Below are 14,810 nucleotides of genomic sequence, written 5' to 3'. Positions count from 1 at the left end.
ATTAAAAACTACAACGAATTGTCTATGCAATTACTTTGGATTGTTACCTTACTTTGGGCCTTCTCGTTCTCTTTGATTGGTGTCTATTTGGCAGGTCAGGTTGATGCTTGGTTTAGCGCTTTATCCCGAACTTTGCTTGCGGCAATTGTGTTTATGCCATTTTTGAAATTGAGTTCGGTGAATAAAGAATTGATAATCAAGCTGATGGCAATCGGTGCCGTGCAGATCGGTCTAATGTATGGCTTTTACTATCATTCTTTTTTATACCTAAACGTACCTGAAGTGTTGCTATTCACTGTGATGACACCCATCTATATTACTGCACTTAATGACTTACTAAACCGCTCGTTCAATGCCACCTTCTTGCTGTCTGCGCTCATAGCTATTGCTGGCGCAATCACCATTAGATTTACTGAGCTTACTAGCGACTACCTTTTTGGTTTGCTACTAGTGCAAGGCGCAAACCTTTGCTTTGCGATAGGCCAAGTAAGTTACAAACGTTTAAGTAACCATTACCAGCTGGTACACCACCAAAACTTCGGCTTTTTCTTTATTGGCGCCTCCCTAGTGCTCGCCATTGGGTTTATGTTATTCGGCAATCCCCAGCAGCTCCCAAGTACTAATCTACAATGGGGAATACTGATTTATTTAGGCTTAATTGCTTCAGGCGTCGGATATTATGTCTGGAACTTAGGACTGACCCGCGTCTCGGTAGGTGAACTCGCGGTAATGAATAATGTACTGATCCCGGCAGGGATCATTGTCAATTTGCTGATTTGGAACCGCGATGCTGACCTCGTTCGTCTTGGGATTGGCAGTACCATTATTTTTGCGGCTCTTCTGTACAGCAAACTCGGAACTAAGGGCGAAAAATGAGTAAAATAGTACAACTTTTTCCATTTTGGGCCATGTTGTGCTCCGCTGTTGCCTATACCATTCCAAGTCTATTTAGCGCGTTTAAAGGCAGTATTATTCCGTTATTAATGTTGATCATGCTGACAATGGGTTTAACCCTGACTACAAAAGATTTTTTACGCGTGCTCGACAACAAAAAAGCCATTTGCATTAGCGTGCTGCTTCAATTTACTGTGATGCCGAGTGTTGCTTACTTGATTGCAACCACAATGAGCTTAGAAACCGACCTATTAATTGGTATGATTTTAGTGGGCACGGTTGCTGGCGGCACGGCAAGTAACGTTTTGTGTTATCTCGCCAAAGGAGATGTCGCGTTATCGATTTCTATGACCGCGATTAGTACTTTACTCGGCGTGTTCTTAACGCCACTACTAACCACATTGATGATAGGCCAGGTGGTTGATATTCAGTTTTCTGATATGTTGATCAGCCTGCTAAAGATTGTGCTACTTCCTGTGGCTGTGGGCGTTGCTTTCAATACCTTGCTTGCCAAACCACTGGCGCATTCTGTTATCAAAACAACTCCGATACTACCTTTACTTTCAATGCTTTCAATCGTTTTTATCATTGCGGTGATCGTTGCTCTTAATCAACCTAAACTTGAAAGCATCGGGCTCGTTATGCTGGTTGCAGTGATCCTGCACAATACCGCAGGGCTACTTTTAGGCTATTTCATTCCAAAACAGCTCGGTTTTGACGAAAAAGTATGTCGCACCATGGCCTTTGAGGTGGGCATGCAAAACTCGGGGCTTGCTGTTGCGCTTGCCATGAAGTTTTTTACTCCTGCGGCGGCCGTAGCAGGTACCCTATTTTCTATTTGGCATAATGTCAGTGGCTCGATATTAGCAGGAATATGGCGACGAAGCGCCACCAGCTCATCTGATAACAATAAAGCCTAACATCAAATGTTAGGCTTTTGGTAATTGCTTATAAAAGTGAATTTTGCAATCCGATGAGCCGTTGATTTGTTCACATTTTACAATCTGGTAATCGCGGCTTATTAGCATCAATAGCATGTTTTTAAATAGATTTCTCGACTTTACTCTGATAGCGCTATAGCCTTGCGTTTGGCACCACGTTTCTTGCATCAATAACAGCTGCTTGGCAATACCCTTACCGCGATATTCTGGCACTACCGCACCTAACCAGCTATAAAACTCGTCATTTGGTAGTTCGTGACCTAGCTTATACCCTACGGGCTTGCCTTGAGCATACGCCACCAGCAACAAGTGCTGTTTATCTCGCAGTTTGTCTACGACTTCCTCGCCCTTTCTTGGTGTGGCAAATTCAGGAATTTGGTTTTCTATCGCTAGGAGGTCATCAATCGAGCCGACTTTATATTCTAGATTCATATTAATGTCTGTGTAATTGAAAAGGTATCGCCAACAGTCACTTCGGCATATGCGCCGTTAATCAGCGTCAAATTCGGCGCTTGATGGCCTATATCCACATCGTATAGCACAGGGAAATCGCAACCAGTAAAGACGTTTTGCAATGCATCTACATGCGTCCAGTCGCTATCTTTTGCCAGCGGCTCTGGATTTCGACCAATCAAAACTCCAGCGACTTTCGAAAACCAACCTCGTAATTTAATACTTTGCAGCGCACGATAGTATGCCGCTGGCGGCATTTCGCCATTTTCAAAATATAAGATAATCGACTCATCAGGGTGCGCCTGTGAAAAAGCGTCCAGATCAAAATATTCCGTACCAGCCAATAACATGTGAATATCCAAACAGCCGCCCAATAATCGACCAGCAAACTGCTGACGGTCGTTGCCATTAGCCAAAATACGCCATTGAGTCCTGGTGGATAAGTTAAATCCAGCATCGGGAAAATCAACAAAGTTGAGTGGCTCAGCTTCAAAATGTGTCGAGGGAAATTGCGTAAAGGAATCATTAGGTGCGCGCCTCAAATGGTCAAAAAGTCCAACCGTTAACGCGTCTTGTTGATGGGCATTTAATTGCATAAGGTTAGTCGCATGCACGCTTGCCCAGCCTAGTTTGCAAGTCACTGCGCTCAGCAAAGTGCTGACGTCAGAGAAACCGATGATCCACTTTGGCTGTACTTGTGCTAACTGCTCCCAATCAAGTTTGCTCAGTAAATCCATTGCAATTGCACCGCCCCATGGCGGCATAATCGCGTCTATTGTGTCATCGAGTAAGTATCCCATAAGCTCATTAGCACGGGTTTTGACATCCGCGCTAACGTAGTTGTGATTAGCTCGCAGGCATTTACCAACCACGAGTTCAAAACCTTGTTGCGCTAAGTAATTCAAAGCGTTGTCTAATCTCGCGTGCATAGCAGCAGGTACGCCCGCTGAGAATGCCGTGATCGCAATTTTACTACCCGCTTTCAACGATTTGGGATACTTCATCGTGATTTCCGTTATTTTTTGCTTATCCTACCTGAATTTCCGCTTTTGCATACTTTAAATTCTCCCGTTTCGGGCGAGCTATCAAGTATAGAAAGGTTAACGGCCCCAAGCGTCCAATCAGCATTAAAAAGATGATTACCGCTTCACCGGGTTCAGACAATGAGCCGGTGATCCCTCGAGACAAGCCAACCGTGCCTAATGCCGACACCGCCTCAAACGTGATATCCGTTAAATTTGCCTGCTCGGTGATCGTCAAAATAAGGGTTGCGAGCATCACGGTAAAAAAGTACACCACGGTGAGACTAAGCGCCTTAAATACCGTTTCAGGCGAGATCTGTCTGTGTCCGATAGCGACTTGATCTCTGCATCTCAGATAAGCGTAAGTTGCCATTAATAGCACCACCACTGTGGTTATTTTAAGACCACTGGCGGTACTCATAGAGCCGCCCCTATTATCATTAACCAAATGGTCAGCACGGTACTTTCGTCATTCACCAGCGCAAAGTCGATACTGTTAAAGCCCGCTGTCCGTGGCGTCACCGCTTGCATCCAGGCAGTGATAACTTGCTCGGACAACGGCAAGGTTCCAAGGGTCTCTGGGTTATGTGCTTCAAAAAGCCAAAATAAGCTAAATGCCAGCACATTTAACACCGCGGTTGCTATCAACACTAACTTAGTGGCAGATCCAAACCGGCTCCAACGGCGTCTTTTCACTATATCCATCAACACCACAAATCCAAGTCCGCCAATCACAAATAACCCTGATATCACAAGATTAACGACCCAATCACCACGAAAACTGGTTAGGCTGTCATCATGCAATGCAAATCCCGCATTGTTAAAGGCCGAAATAGTGTAGAAGAAGCTTTGCATTATCGCATCACCAAGCGGTAGCGTTTGATACCAATGAGCAAGCAAAATGGTAAACCCAATTGATTCGATGATCAGCGCATAAACTAACACGCATTTGGCTGTATCAACCAACTGATCAAACCGAGCAATGCCAAAGCTTTCTTTTGCGATAAGTTGTTTACTAATGTCCATTTGCTGCCCCATCCCCGCAGCACAACAACCGTAATGGTCATAAACCCCAGTCCACCGATTTGAATAAGACTGGCAATAACGAGATGGCCAAAGGTTGTAAAATCATTTGGCGTACTCAATACGGCAAGTCCTGTCACCGTAACCGCGGAAGTTGCTGTAAATAACGCTTGCATCACTTTGATGTCTTGAGTGTGTGCTACCGGTAGCAATAGCAACATAGTACCTAAAGCTATCAGCCCACAAAATCCAATAAACAGAACTGCTGGGGGCTTAACCTCAGCGGCTTTTTGTGGGCTTTGGGCTTGCTACTTGGATAGGGGTAATAATGGGGACTCCATGTTTTCATTACGCCCCCAGTTTTTGCGCAATAGAATTTAACGCTTTTAACTGACCGTTGAGGATCACTTTATCATCTTCGTTGATCAGAAATGACTCGGCCGGATTGCTATAACACGCTTTGCCGCGCTGCACTAACACAGCCTTGATTTCGCCCTTTGCACGCTTTAATAGCGTTGCCAAAGATTGCCCGCAGCTTAATTTATTCACGATGACTTCCACCATGTAAAAGCCGTGCCCCAACTGCATATATTGATTGACCATAGGGTAATTCAGTGTTTGTGCAACCTTGATCCCCATTTCTTCTTCAGGGTGGATCACACGTGTTACGCCCAAGCGGGATAAAATTGTATGATGCGCTTCTGAGCTGGCCTTAACCCAAATTTGCTCAACGCCTAAGTTCTTTAGCGAAAGTACACATAAAATGCTCGCTTCTAGGTTTTCACCAATGGCGACCAGCACTGCTTTGCTTCTCGTAATATCTAGTTGGCGTAATGCCGTTTCATCGGTCGCATCCAAAGAGGTGGCATAATCAATATGCTCAACAACTTGGTTCACCACACGTTCGCGACTATCTACTCCTATCACTTTGTTTCCAAGCCGCTTTAATTCCAAACAAGCCGCAAAACCAAATCGACCTAAACCAATTACTACAAATTGTGCCATAACAACCTCGATATACTCCGTTATGAGAAATGCTTATTGAGCGGTAAAAGTAAAAACCGATAACCAACCCCGGGCTCAGTTTCTATGATTTTTGGTGTAGCAGCATCGTCACTAAGTTTCTTACGTAACTGGCTGACCACAATCCGTAAATAATGACTATCTTCCACATGGCTTTCGCCCCAAATTTGCTTTAATAAGGTTTGCTGACTGACTAATTCTTGTGCTCTTTGTGCAAGCATACTGAGTAGTGCAAATTCCTTTTTCGACAATGCTAGTGGGGCGTTATCCATAATGACTTGATGCTTTTGTAAATCTATCATCAACTTGCCATAGTCAATGGCGAGCAAGCGTTTGTTCGGTACTAAATCTCGTAATAGCACTTTGACGCGCACCACCAGCTCTTTGATGCTAAAAGGCTTCGTCAGGTAGTCGTTTGCGCCGCCCTCCAGCAGTTTAATCTTCTCAGCCTCTTGATCTCGCGCAGTTAAGATCAATACTGGTAGCTTGCTGGTTTCTCGGATCTTCTTTAAAATGCTATATCCATCAAAATCTGGAAGCCCGAGATCTAAGATTACTAAGTCTGGCAGCTCACCTTTTAGCACCGACATGGCTTCCTTTCCGGTGCTGGCTTCCACATAATTCAGCCCTTCAGCTTTCAATGCTAAGCGGATAAAACGACGGATCTCTTCTTCATCGTCAATCAATAAAATGGTGTGAGTCATCAATGCGCCTCCTCTTTTGGCAAACTAACTTCCATTGTGCAGCCTTGCGTCGTCGGCAAAATGCGAATATCACCGCCGTGCGCACGAATAATACCTCTCGCCACACTCAGCCCTAAGCCACTGCCACCGTCTTTACTGGCGCTTTGTCGAAACGAGCTAAAGGCGCTAAAGACTTCTTTTTGCCGAGCGACGGGGATCCCGGGACCATTATCCTGAATAAATATCAACAACGCTTGCTGCGTTTCTCCAAAGGAAATCTCAACTCGCTCTCCATCGGGACTAAAAGTGACTGCGTTTTCGATTAAGTTAAACAGGGCTTGCTCAATGAGTGCAGCTTGTATCGTGAGAATTGGACTTATGTTCTGTGGCATTCTCGAGACGCATGGTGCGTCTAGCCGCAAAATCACGTTATCGATCAAGACATCAATTGATGTTGGTTGCTTAAAAAGCGAAAGCTCATCCCCCTGATGCTGTAACTTGGTAGCTTGCAAGATATTTTCGATATAGCGAAACAAACGGTGGCTTTCAGACCGTGCCGATCCCAACAACTCGTTTTGCTCGTCTTGGTCTAACTTATCGCGGTAGGTTTCTAGCGTTTCGAGCGCGCCCATCACCGCAGCGAGCGGTGTACGTAAATCATGAGAAACCGACAACAAGATATTGGAGCGTACATTCGCAACTAAAAGCTGCTGCTTTTGCTCTTTGATATAGCTCGATAAATAGCTGGTAGCTAATGCCACCACGATAAATACCACTAAATTGACCACGTCTTCGGTGTTATTCATATGAAGCGTGTATCTGGGCTCTGTGATAAAAAAGTTGAACACTAGACTGCTAACAATCGCCACCCCCAGTGCCATCCAACGTTTTGCGATGAGAGAAACAACAACAACGCCCAACTGTAATACCAGCAGTACACTGATCGCCGAATGTAGCAACGAGTCTAAGGCAACGGCAAAGGCGCTGGTTAACAGCAAAACCAGAAAACTAACGAGATACTCATTCTTGGCAATAAATCCATTCTCGGAAAACATAGTGACTCCAACTTGCGCTATGTCTTTATTCTATCCTTGCCGAAATTCCGTTGCCGTATAATTTGCGTAAAATTTACTTAGCTTTAGGCTATTTAGCTCAAGAGCCTGTTTATCTATCAAGTTTGTTTTTGCATGTTGATGATAAAAAGGCTAAGCGCATATCTGATAAAGCCATTGTGATACGCTGGCACAAGCTGTTTAAAAGCAACTGGGTAACTTAGAAATTCATTGAAGAATGGCCGAGAGCGAGTACTGACCACTTATTGTAAAACACTCAAAAAACGACGGCGCACAAACCTAGCAATTGTGAACGTTTGCTGGCTGGACCAAATAAAGGCTTTAGCAATAACTCCTCAAGCTGCGCTAACCGTAGCCTCTCCCATGCCGTGCACGATAAGCTGATTTTGACGTCGAGAAATACGTAAACGCCAATAACTCGCTTATTTTAGAAACACTTTTGATATGAGTGGTGAACACTTTTTTGTAATTCTAAGTCGAAACTGCCGTAACTATGGTGAATAGATAACAGTGGGTGTCTGTATTGTTTCTTCAGAATCACGATAGATAAAGCGGCATTTGGGAGTTCTATTCCATTTGTCTTTTAACACCTCAAGACTTTCGAGTTCGACTAGCAGATAGACCTCTGATTGTAGTTTTAGTATTTCAGGCCACGCTGCTTCCCTGATTATTTCTATCAACATACTCTACTCTAAAAGACTCTTGACCTGACGCCCCACCTATAATTGATTCATTATGTGTTTATTTCCTCACTGCAACCAATTTATCTTATTCGAATTTAAACGCGATATTTTCAAAGATCACGACATCACCTTCATCAACGAGAGTTGCTTCGGGCTTGGCTTGCCTTAATAGAAATAAAACATCTTTTTTGCTTTTACCTTCAATTCCTTGGACAATTAATTTACCCATATCGGTTATTAACTGGTCTTGATGATGCAAATTAATAGACTGTTGTGGTTCAATAAACCCGGACACTATTTTAGGTGGTATCATTACCACTCAACTAGAGGTGTCAAATGGCAAGAAAACGTCGAACATTTAGTAAAGAATTCAAACTTGAAGCAGCTTGTTTAGTTTTAGATAAAGACTACTCCCTCCAAGATGCATGTCACTCTTTGGATATTGGTGAAACGCCTACGTCTAACGCGTTGACCCCTGAACAGCAAAAGATTCAAGAGCTTGAAGCCAGGATCAATCGCTTAGAGCGAGAAAAATCGATACTAAAAAAGGCTACAGCTCTCTTAATGTCAGAAGAAATGAACAATATTCGTTAATAGACCAATTAAGTGAGCACGAACCGGTAGAAATGGTCTGTAACGTCTTTGATATTGCTCGTTCAAGTTTTTATGACTATAAAAGACTGTAACTCCCCCAAAAAATGAAACAGTTTATAAGTAGAATTTTCCATTAACTAAAATAGGAAAATTTACGATGAGAAAAAGCAAGTTCACCGAAACCCAAATTGTCAGCATGATCAAGGAAGCTGAGTCAGGTATTCCTGTGCCAGAAATTTGCCGCAAACATGGTATCGGCCAAAGTACGTTTTATAAATGGCGCTCAAAATATGGCGGGATGGAAGCTTCAGACGTTAAGCGACTTAAAGAGCTTGAAGAAGAAAACCGTAAGCTAAAAGATATGTTTGCAACGCTTAGCCTAAAGCACTCGATGCTTGAGGATATCATCGCAAAAAAGCAGTAAAAACAAGTAGGCGCAGAGCTTGGGTAGAGCATTTAAGAGCTCAATTTAACGTCAGCGTCGCATTTGCTTGTGAAGTGGCAGGGCTAAGCCGCTCAGCTTTTTACTACAAACATAAACGGCCGTTAGATGATGACGTTATCGACGCATTACTTGCGCTGGTAGAGCGTCATCCTAGGTGGGGGCTGCCTAAGCTATTCAAAAGGCTTCGCAATAAAGGTAAGCCGTGGAATAAAAAGCGTGTTGAACGCGTTTACAACATGCTAAAACTAAACTTGAGACGTAAGGGAAAGCGCCGTGTTCCAACAAGAACACCTGAACCATTAAGCGCACCGACACAACATAATGAATCGTGGTCAATGGACTTTATGAGTGACGCATTAAGCTATTGACATCGTTTTAGAACACTGAATGTGCTGGATGATTTCAACCGACAAGCACTGGCGATTGAGGTCGATACAAGCTTAACTTCTGAACGAGTTATTAGAACGCTACAACAAATTATTGCTTGGCGCGGTAAACCAAAGCAGATTAGAGTGGACAATGGCCCAGAATTTACTTAACGACACTCGAAGATTGGGCAATGAAAAATGACATCAAGTTGGAATTTATAGAGCCAGGCAGTCCTTACCAGAATGGTTTTGTGGAAAGGTTTAACCGAAGTTATCGTGAAGAAGTGCTCGATTTATACTTGTTTGAGTCACTGCAAGAAGTACGTGAAATGATTGCTTATATCTGGGCAATCGCAAAACAGATTGTGCTCTTGCCAGTAAATCCCAAATTAAGATTATCCAGAGTACCAGCTTAAAATGAACGAATTAGAGTTAATGTATTGGGTCAAGCATCGGGTGTGGCACAACCACCGATGGCGTTAGGATGGCAATGCTGCTAACGCAGCATTGAACCACGAACATAGACTGAAAACAGGCGCCACGTCGAGTTAAGTAAGGCCTGCTCTGCTCATGAAAATGAGTAACCAACGAATACAAGCAAGAAAACCGACGAAATTACTTGCTTCATCCTATGCATTAACTCTCTCTAATTCGAGTTAAGAAATTATGGCTTAAAGTTAGGCAAGGATCAGTGTGTTTAACTTGACAGTGGGAGTCATACCAACGCATAATTCACCGGCAGCAAAAGCAGAGCGAGGTAAGAGCGACGCTTTTGCTGCCGGTGGAATTAATTGTTAGAGCCGCCCATTAGTTTTGAAAGAATTTCAGCCATTTTCACCTGCTCACCACCATTCTCTTCGCTTATGCCATCAGGTATTTTCGCAGCTTGTATTAGAGAGTTGCATATGCTTTCATCGATACACGGAGAAACGAAACCTATTCTACCAGTATCTCCATCATTGCTGATTTCTGGTAAAAGAAAGAGATCAACTTTCTCGGTTATGCTCGCACCAATAACCTGCCTCATTCTAAGCTTTAGCAAGCTTTTTACTTCATCCACAGACTTTCGGGCTAGCCCGGTATACGTTCTCATGTACCCATCTTGTGATTTATTTAAAAAGCCAAAAAATGCGCTTAAAAAATATGTACTTCTCTTCCACATGAATGATCTATGCTGAACATTCTTCATTTCAAAATTATGTGCTGTAGGATCGAACCACAATTCATCACACACACTTTTTTCATCTAGCTTTGCTAGAAAAAGCCCTGATGTCCAGTCATAGTGTGACCCCTCTGTAATCAAAATCCGTTTCTGAATATCTAGCCCATCAAATATGTCTTTTATGGCGTTTTCAATCTGTTTATGTCTGGAGTGTAGATACTCAATTAATATCGCCGCTTGCTCATGCGCGTCATAATTATCTCCATCGAATGCTTCAAAACCTTTTAGCTTACTAAGACCAATTATTTTTTCTGGCGAAGTATTCCACTCAATATCATTGATTTGCCCAATACCTGTGCCCGTATCTTTTAACGCCATATTCCAAGGATTTGGGAATGTTTCGAAGCGTTCAAACAGTTTCTTTCCACGTTTAGTGAAACTAGACAATTGATCGCGACATTCGCTACAGAAGCATGTAAGCTCAATGCGTTCATTTGTTGCTCCCATTGGCAGTATATTTGTAAGATCAAGAGCTAAACCTACAATTTTAGCTTTAGTGTTTTCACATTGCTCCTTTCCTATTTCAATAGCTTTTTCTGCAACATGCTTGACTAATTTTTTTGTTCCCTTTTTTGAAAAGCATGCTTGAGCAGAACTATCCCCGCTGATATCGATTATGTGCAAAGAGTCGCTTCTTATAAAACTAAGCGTTGGATCTAGCGTGAAATATATATCCAATTCAATCTGTAAAAACTCTGCAACAATATCAGAAAGTGTTAACCCATCAGCCTTTCCTTTATATCTTATTTTTTCCGCTTTCATGAAGTCATTTTCAAATGGAATTCCTGTAGATGAACAAATCGGTAACACCACGCCCTTAGCATTAATACCCCACCTTTCGTAATGCTCATCTTTTAGTTCTTTAGCGTTCCGCTGTGATAAAACGGCTAAATCTGGAAGATATACAAGTGATTGTTCATTCATTTATTCATTCCCCTTCGGTTTGTTAAAATAATCCCGCCATCAGCTCTTCGTTTTAACTTATTCGATTCAAGCAATATCTCTACTGCATTAGTCGAAGATTCTCTAGTGAGCCCCCGTTCGATTAGTATATTTAATACTTCGTCAATGCTCATTACATCATGAGAATCAAAAATGGGATTTAAGTATGAAAATGCGATCTCTGCTTGTTCTGATAATGATTGTTTCTCAGATCTCCGCGCTATAATTTTAATGAGGCGCAAGCTACCGACTCCTAATAGGAGTGAAGCAATCACGTGAATTCCATATTTGGTTACCCATAATATCAATTGTGACCAGCTTGTCAGTAAAGCTAGAAAAAGTCCGAAAAAACCAAGAAATAGTCCTATTGTTCCAAGTGGACTTTCTTCGATTTCTCTTTCTAGTCGAACGAACCATAGTCTGAGTTGAGTTAAATATTTCATTTAGATTATTTCCAGTGGCTCCCTCATGCTCTAACAATTTAATATCGACCCTATGGGGCGTTTTTCTACCGAGTCATGGGTCATTATTCTCATTGTACCAGCTTTATCACAATAACTAACTTGTTGCTACAAATATATTTTTAATCATTATAGAAACTATGAAAATGATAAAAAACGACCCAGTGAGTCGTTTTCTTGACTATAGAAGAAACACAACACTGTATATAAATACAGTCATTAGTTGGAGCTAACTCAATGAGAACTCGTTCACCATTTTTAAACCACATCGCAGAGTTTATGCTGACTAAGCAATACTCGCTCAGAACCGTTGATACATATCTTAAGTGGATTTCTTCCTATATTCATTTTCATGATAAGCGTCACCCAGCTTCAATGGGCGATAACGAGGTTGTCGAATATCTCAACTACCTTGTACTTAAACATAATGTGTCGCCTAAAACACAAGCGACAGCGTTAAATGCATTGTCTTTTCTGTATAAGCAAGTCATTAAACAGGATTTTTGCCCCAATCTAACGTTTGTCAGAAGCAAGCGCCAATCTAAGTTGCCAATTGTTATGACCCCCGAGGAGGTTAAACGTCTCATGTCGTTTTTAAGTAAACGATATTATTTAATTTCAGGTTTAATGTATGGTAGCGGCTTACGTGTAATGCGTGTAATGGAAGCTGTTCAACGTAACCGTCGCCTAAACCACACCTAGCAGCAGGATGTTATCAACTTATAAAGTAAAGCTCTGATCTCAATTCGGAGTTGAACATGCCTAAACACAAGACCGCGCAGCAATGGCTGCAACTTTTCGAACAGCAGGAGCTCAGTGGGTTGTCTGTTAGTGACTTCTGCACGCAACACAACCTCAGTATCAAGTCTTTTTATAATCGCCGAAGCAAAATTCGTAAGCAAACACCTCCTCAGTCATCTTTTGTTGCCGCTAAGCCTGCAGCACCTGAGTCAGTTTCCCCACCTGAGTTGTTGCAACTCAAACATGGCCAGAGCACGGTATTGCTGCCATCAACAACAGATACCCTTTGGCTCGCAGCACTGCTGAAGGCATTGTCATGATCTGCTGGCAAAATGAAGTGCTTTACTTACATCGCTAGCCGGTCGACTTTCGTAAATCCATTAATGGACTTGCGGCGATTGTTGAGCAAGCAATGGCAACGTCCGCAATGACGGGTAACGTCTTTGCCTTTTGCAATAAAAGTAAGGACAAGCTGAAGGTACTTTATTGGGATAAAACCGGTTTTGCACTGTGGTACAAACGCCTCGAAAAAGACAAGTTTAAATGGCCAGACAAAGAAGACGATGACGTCATTACGCTGACTGCCGAGCAGTGGCAATGGCTACTGTCAGGCTTGTCCGTCATTGCTCATAAGCCACTCAGTTATGGTTATAACGTATGATCATAACAGCGACTTTTTGAACGTAAAATAATCTAAGTTATTAATTTAAAAACAGTTAATCTGCTGGTAAAGTAACACTCATGCAAAACGAACTTGATGTATTACGCCAGCAGTTAGCGAAGCAAGAAGAGATCATTGCTCAGCTTCAGGCACGTAATAACTACCTCGAAGAACAATTCATACTGGCCCAGCAAAAACGCTTCGGGGCCAGCAGTGAGTCGCATCCGGCGCAAGCTGACTTGTTCAATGAAGCCGAAACGCTGGTTGAAGAGGTGCCAGAGCAAGACGTTGAAACCATCGAATATCAGCGTAAAAAGCCAACGCGCCAGCCTCTGCCAAAAGACCTCCCCCGCGAGCGTGTTGTCCATGACATCGACAACAAACAGTGTGGCTGTTGTGGCGGTGAGCTGCACAAAATGGGCGAGGATGTGAGCGAAAAACTGGAGTTTATCCCGGCCCAAGTCAAAGTCATTGAACATGTCAGGCCAAAATATAGTTGCCGACAGTGTGAAAAAACGCAAACCCAGATCAGGATAGTGCAAGCACCTGTACCACCTAGTCCAATCCCGAAAGGCATTGCCACGGCGAGTTTGCTCAGCCAGATCATCACCAGCAAATATCAGTACGGTTTACCGCTGTATCGGCAGGAAAGCCTGTTCAAACAATATGGTATCGCGCTTTGCAGACGCACCATGGCAGACTGGATGATCCGCTGTGCCAGTTTATTCAAACCACTCTACGACAGGCTGCACGACGTGTTGCTACAGCAACCGGTGATACAGGCCGATGAAACCACGGTTAAGGTGGTGAAAGAAGACAAACAAACTAATTACATGTGGCTGTATTGCAGCGGCACGGACTCGCCTGCGCCAGAGGCAAGCATCCCCAATATCGCCCTGTTCGACTATCAGAATAGTCGCGCGGGTCGCTGTCCTGTGGCATTTTTAAAGGGCTACAACGGCTATCTGCAAGTTGATGGTTATGCAGGTTACGAACAAACACAAGCGACACTGGTTGGTTGCTGGGCACACGCAAGACGCAAGTTCAAAGAAGCTGCGGATGCGCAGGCCAAAGGTAAAACCGGCAAGGCGAACTGGGCGCTCAACCATATTCAAAAACTATATCGGGTTGAAACAGCAATAAAGGGCATGAGTCTTCAAGAAAAACAAGCAACGAGAGAAAAACAAAGCACACCGCTGCTGGCACAGTTTAAAACCTGGTTAGAAAAATCAGCACAAACAGTGGTACCGAAATCGAAGCTAGGCGAGGCTATCCACTACACGCTAAGACAATGGCCGAAACTTATTCGCTACCTCGACGACGGACACCTAAAGATAGACAATAACCGGGCAGAACGCGCTATTAAACCGTTCGTCATAGGCCGAAAAAACTGGCTGTTTAGCTTCACCACAAGTGGCGCTGAGAGTAGCGCAATCCTTTACAGCGTGATCGAGACAGCCAGAGCAAATGGCCTCACGCCATTCGACTATGTGATGCATTGTTTAAACGAACTTGCTCAACCAGACTGTGATATCAACAGTTTACTGCCTTGGAATGTTAAGCTCTAGGTGTGGTTCGCTG

General features: G+C 43.2%; 16 protein-coding genes and 4 pseudogenes. 9 read left to right on the top strand and 11 right to left on the bottom strand.

The features are described 5' to 3' along the window. Positions 1-24: 24 nt before the first annotated feature. Positions 25-876 carry a DMT family transporter gene (locus B1L02_RS19580; protein WP_088532467.1) on the top strand — a complete coding sequence of 284 codons (852 nt, stop codon included), beginning with the start codon at positions 25-27 and terminating at the stop codon, positions 874-876. Continuing rightward, positions 873-1,814 carry a bile acid:sodium symporter family protein gene (locus B1L02_RS19575; RefSeq protein WP_088532466.1) on the top strand — a complete coding sequence of 314 codons (942 nt, stop codon included), beginning with the start codon at positions 873-875 and terminating at the stop codon, positions 1,812-1,814. The genes B1L02_RS19580 and B1L02_RS19575 overlap by 4 nt, the downstream gene beginning before the upstream one ends. Positions 1,815-1,823: 9 nt before the next feature. Here the strand turns inward: B1L02_RS19575 and B1L02_RS19570 are convergent, their stop codons facing one another. The 8 genes from B1L02_RS19570 to B1L02_RS19545 all read right to left on the bottom strand — a co-directional run bounded on the left by B1L02_RS19570 (position 1,824) and on the right by B1L02_RS19545 (position 7,094). Further along, positions 1,824-2,267 (bottom strand): GNAT family N-acetyltransferase, encoded by a 444-nt coding sequence (locus B1L02_RS19570; RefSeq protein ID WP_088532465.1) that lies wholly within the window; start codon positions 2,265-2,267, stop codon positions 1,824-1,826. Then, on the bottom strand, positions 2,264-3,292 hold the full coding sequence (locus B1L02_RS19565) for a S66 family peptidase (RefSeq protein ID WP_088532464.1): 1,029 nt from the start codon (positions 3,290-3,292) through the stop codon (positions 2,264-2,266). Before B1L02_RS19565 ends, B1L02_RS19570 begins: the two co-directional genes overlap by 4 nt. Before the next feature lie 22 nt (positions 3,293-3,314). Further along, the gene (locus B1L02_RS24970) at positions 3,315-3,731 is read right to left on the bottom strand and encodes a potassium transporter TrkG (protein WP_250644916.1); all 417 of its coding nucleotides are present in this window, start codon (positions 3,729-3,731) and stop codon (positions 3,315-3,317) included. Next, complete coding sequence (locus B1L02_RS24965) at positions 3,728-4,336, bottom strand: potassium transporter TrkG (RefSeq protein ID WP_250644915.1); 609 nt, start codon at positions 4,334-4,336, stop codon at positions 3,728-3,730. Before B1L02_RS24965 ends, B1L02_RS24970 begins: the two co-directional genes overlap by 4 nt. Beyond that, positions 4,249-4,554, bottom strand: a complete 306-nt coding sequence (locus B1L02_RS24960; protein WP_250644914.1) for a potassium transporter TrkG — start codon at positions 4,552-4,554, stop codon at positions 4,249-4,251. The genes B1L02_RS24965 and B1L02_RS24960 overlap by 88 nt, the downstream gene beginning before the upstream one ends. Positions 4,555-4,681: 127 nt before the next feature. Then, positions 4,682-5,338 (bottom strand): potassium channel family protein, encoded by a 657-nt coding sequence (locus tag B1L02_RS19555; protein WP_017216668.1) that lies wholly within the window; start codon positions 5,336-5,338, stop codon positions 4,682-4,684. A 20-nt stretch (positions 5,339-5,358) separates the two neighbouring features. Then, on the bottom strand, positions 5,359-6,060 hold the full coding sequence (locus B1L02_RS19550; protein WP_010373790.1) for a response regulator: 702 nt from the start codon (positions 6,058-6,060) through the stop codon (positions 5,359-5,361). Further along, a complete protein-coding gene (locus tag B1L02_RS19545) occupies positions 6,060-7,094 on the bottom strand; it encodes a sensor histidine kinase (protein ID WP_088532463.1) in 1,035 nt (344 codons plus the stop codon). Before B1L02_RS19545 ends, B1L02_RS19550 begins: the two co-directional genes overlap by 1 nt. A 122-nt stretch (positions 7,095-7,216) precedes the next feature. Here B1L02_RS19545 and B1L02_RS24715 point away from each other — a divergent pair. Continuing rightward, positions 7,217-7,312 (top strand): annotated as a pseudogene (locus B1L02_RS24715) (transposase); the annotation flags it as partial. Positions 7,313-7,880: 568 nt separating this feature from the next. On the opposite strand, the gene B1L02_RS19530 reads toward B1L02_RS24715, so the two are convergent. Continuing rightward, positions 7,881-8,108, bottom strand: coding sequence for a hypothetical protein (locus B1L02_RS19530; RefSeq protein ID WP_088532462.1), 228 nt, complete (start codon positions 8,106-8,108; stop codon positions 7,881-7,883). Positions 8,109-8,131: 23 nt separating this feature from the next. Between B1L02_RS19530 and B1L02_RS19525 the strand changes: the two are divergent. After that, positions 8,132-8,469: pseudogene (locus B1L02_RS19525) on the top strand (transposase); the annotation flags it as partial. A gap of 77 nt (positions 8,470-8,546) precedes the next feature. Beyond that, positions 8,547-9,618 (top strand): annotated as a pseudogene (locus B1L02_RS19520) (IS3 family transposase). Positions 9,619-9,989: 371 nt separating this feature from the next. On the opposite strand, the gene B1L02_RS19515 reads toward B1L02_RS19520, so the two are convergent. Together B1L02_RS19515 and B1L02_RS19510 are read right to left on the bottom strand one after the other, a co-directional pair. Continuing rightward, the gene (locus tag B1L02_RS19515) at positions 9,990-11,348 is read right to left on the bottom strand and encodes a hypothetical protein (RefSeq protein WP_088532461.1); all 1,359 of its coding nucleotides are present in this window, start codon (positions 11,346-11,348) and stop codon (positions 9,990-9,992) included. Beyond that, positions 11,345-11,809 (bottom strand): hypothetical protein, encoded by a 465-nt coding sequence (locus B1L02_RS19510; RefSeq protein ID WP_088532460.1) that lies wholly within the window; start codon positions 11,807-11,809, stop codon positions 11,345-11,347. The genes B1L02_RS19515 and B1L02_RS19510 overlap by 4 nt, the downstream gene beginning before the upstream one ends. A gap of 255 nt (positions 11,810-12,064) precedes the next feature. On the opposite strand from B1L02_RS19510, the gene B1L02_RS19505 reads away from it, so the two are divergent. From B1L02_RS19505 to tnpC, 4 genes and pseudogenes are all read left to right on the top strand, one after another. Beyond that, a complete protein-coding gene (locus B1L02_RS19505) occupies positions 12,065-12,529 on the top strand; it encodes a phage integrase N-terminal SAM-like domain-containing protein (protein WP_223192105.1) in 465 nt (154 codons plus the stop codon). 56 nt (positions 12,530-12,585) lie between these two features. After that, positions 12,586-12,888, top strand: coding sequence for an IS66 family insertion sequence element accessory protein TnpA (gene tnpA / locus B1L02_RS19500; RefSeq protein WP_088530887.1), 303 nt, complete (start codon positions 12,586-12,588; stop codon positions 12,886-12,888). A 50-nt stretch (positions 12,889-12,938) separates the two neighbouring features. Further along, positions 12,939-13,229: pseudogene (gene tnpB, locus B1L02_RS19495) on the top strand (IS66 family insertion sequence element accessory protein TnpB); the annotation flags it as partial. An 80-nt stretch (positions 13,230-13,309) separates the two neighbouring features. Next, positions 13,310-14,797, top strand: coding sequence for an IS66 family transposase (gene tnpC, locus B1L02_RS19490; RefSeq protein ID WP_088530886.1), 1,488 nt, complete (start codon positions 13,310-13,312; stop codon positions 14,795-14,797). Positions 14,798-14,810: the final 13 nt, after the last annotated feature.

Source organism: Pseudoalteromonas piscicida (genome assembly GCF_002208135.1).
Lineage (GTDB): Bacteria > Pseudomonadota > Gammaproteobacteria > Enterobacterales > Alteromonadaceae > Pseudoalteromonas > Pseudoalteromonas piscicida_A.
This window is presented reverse-complemented; position numbering and strand designations above follow the sequence as displayed.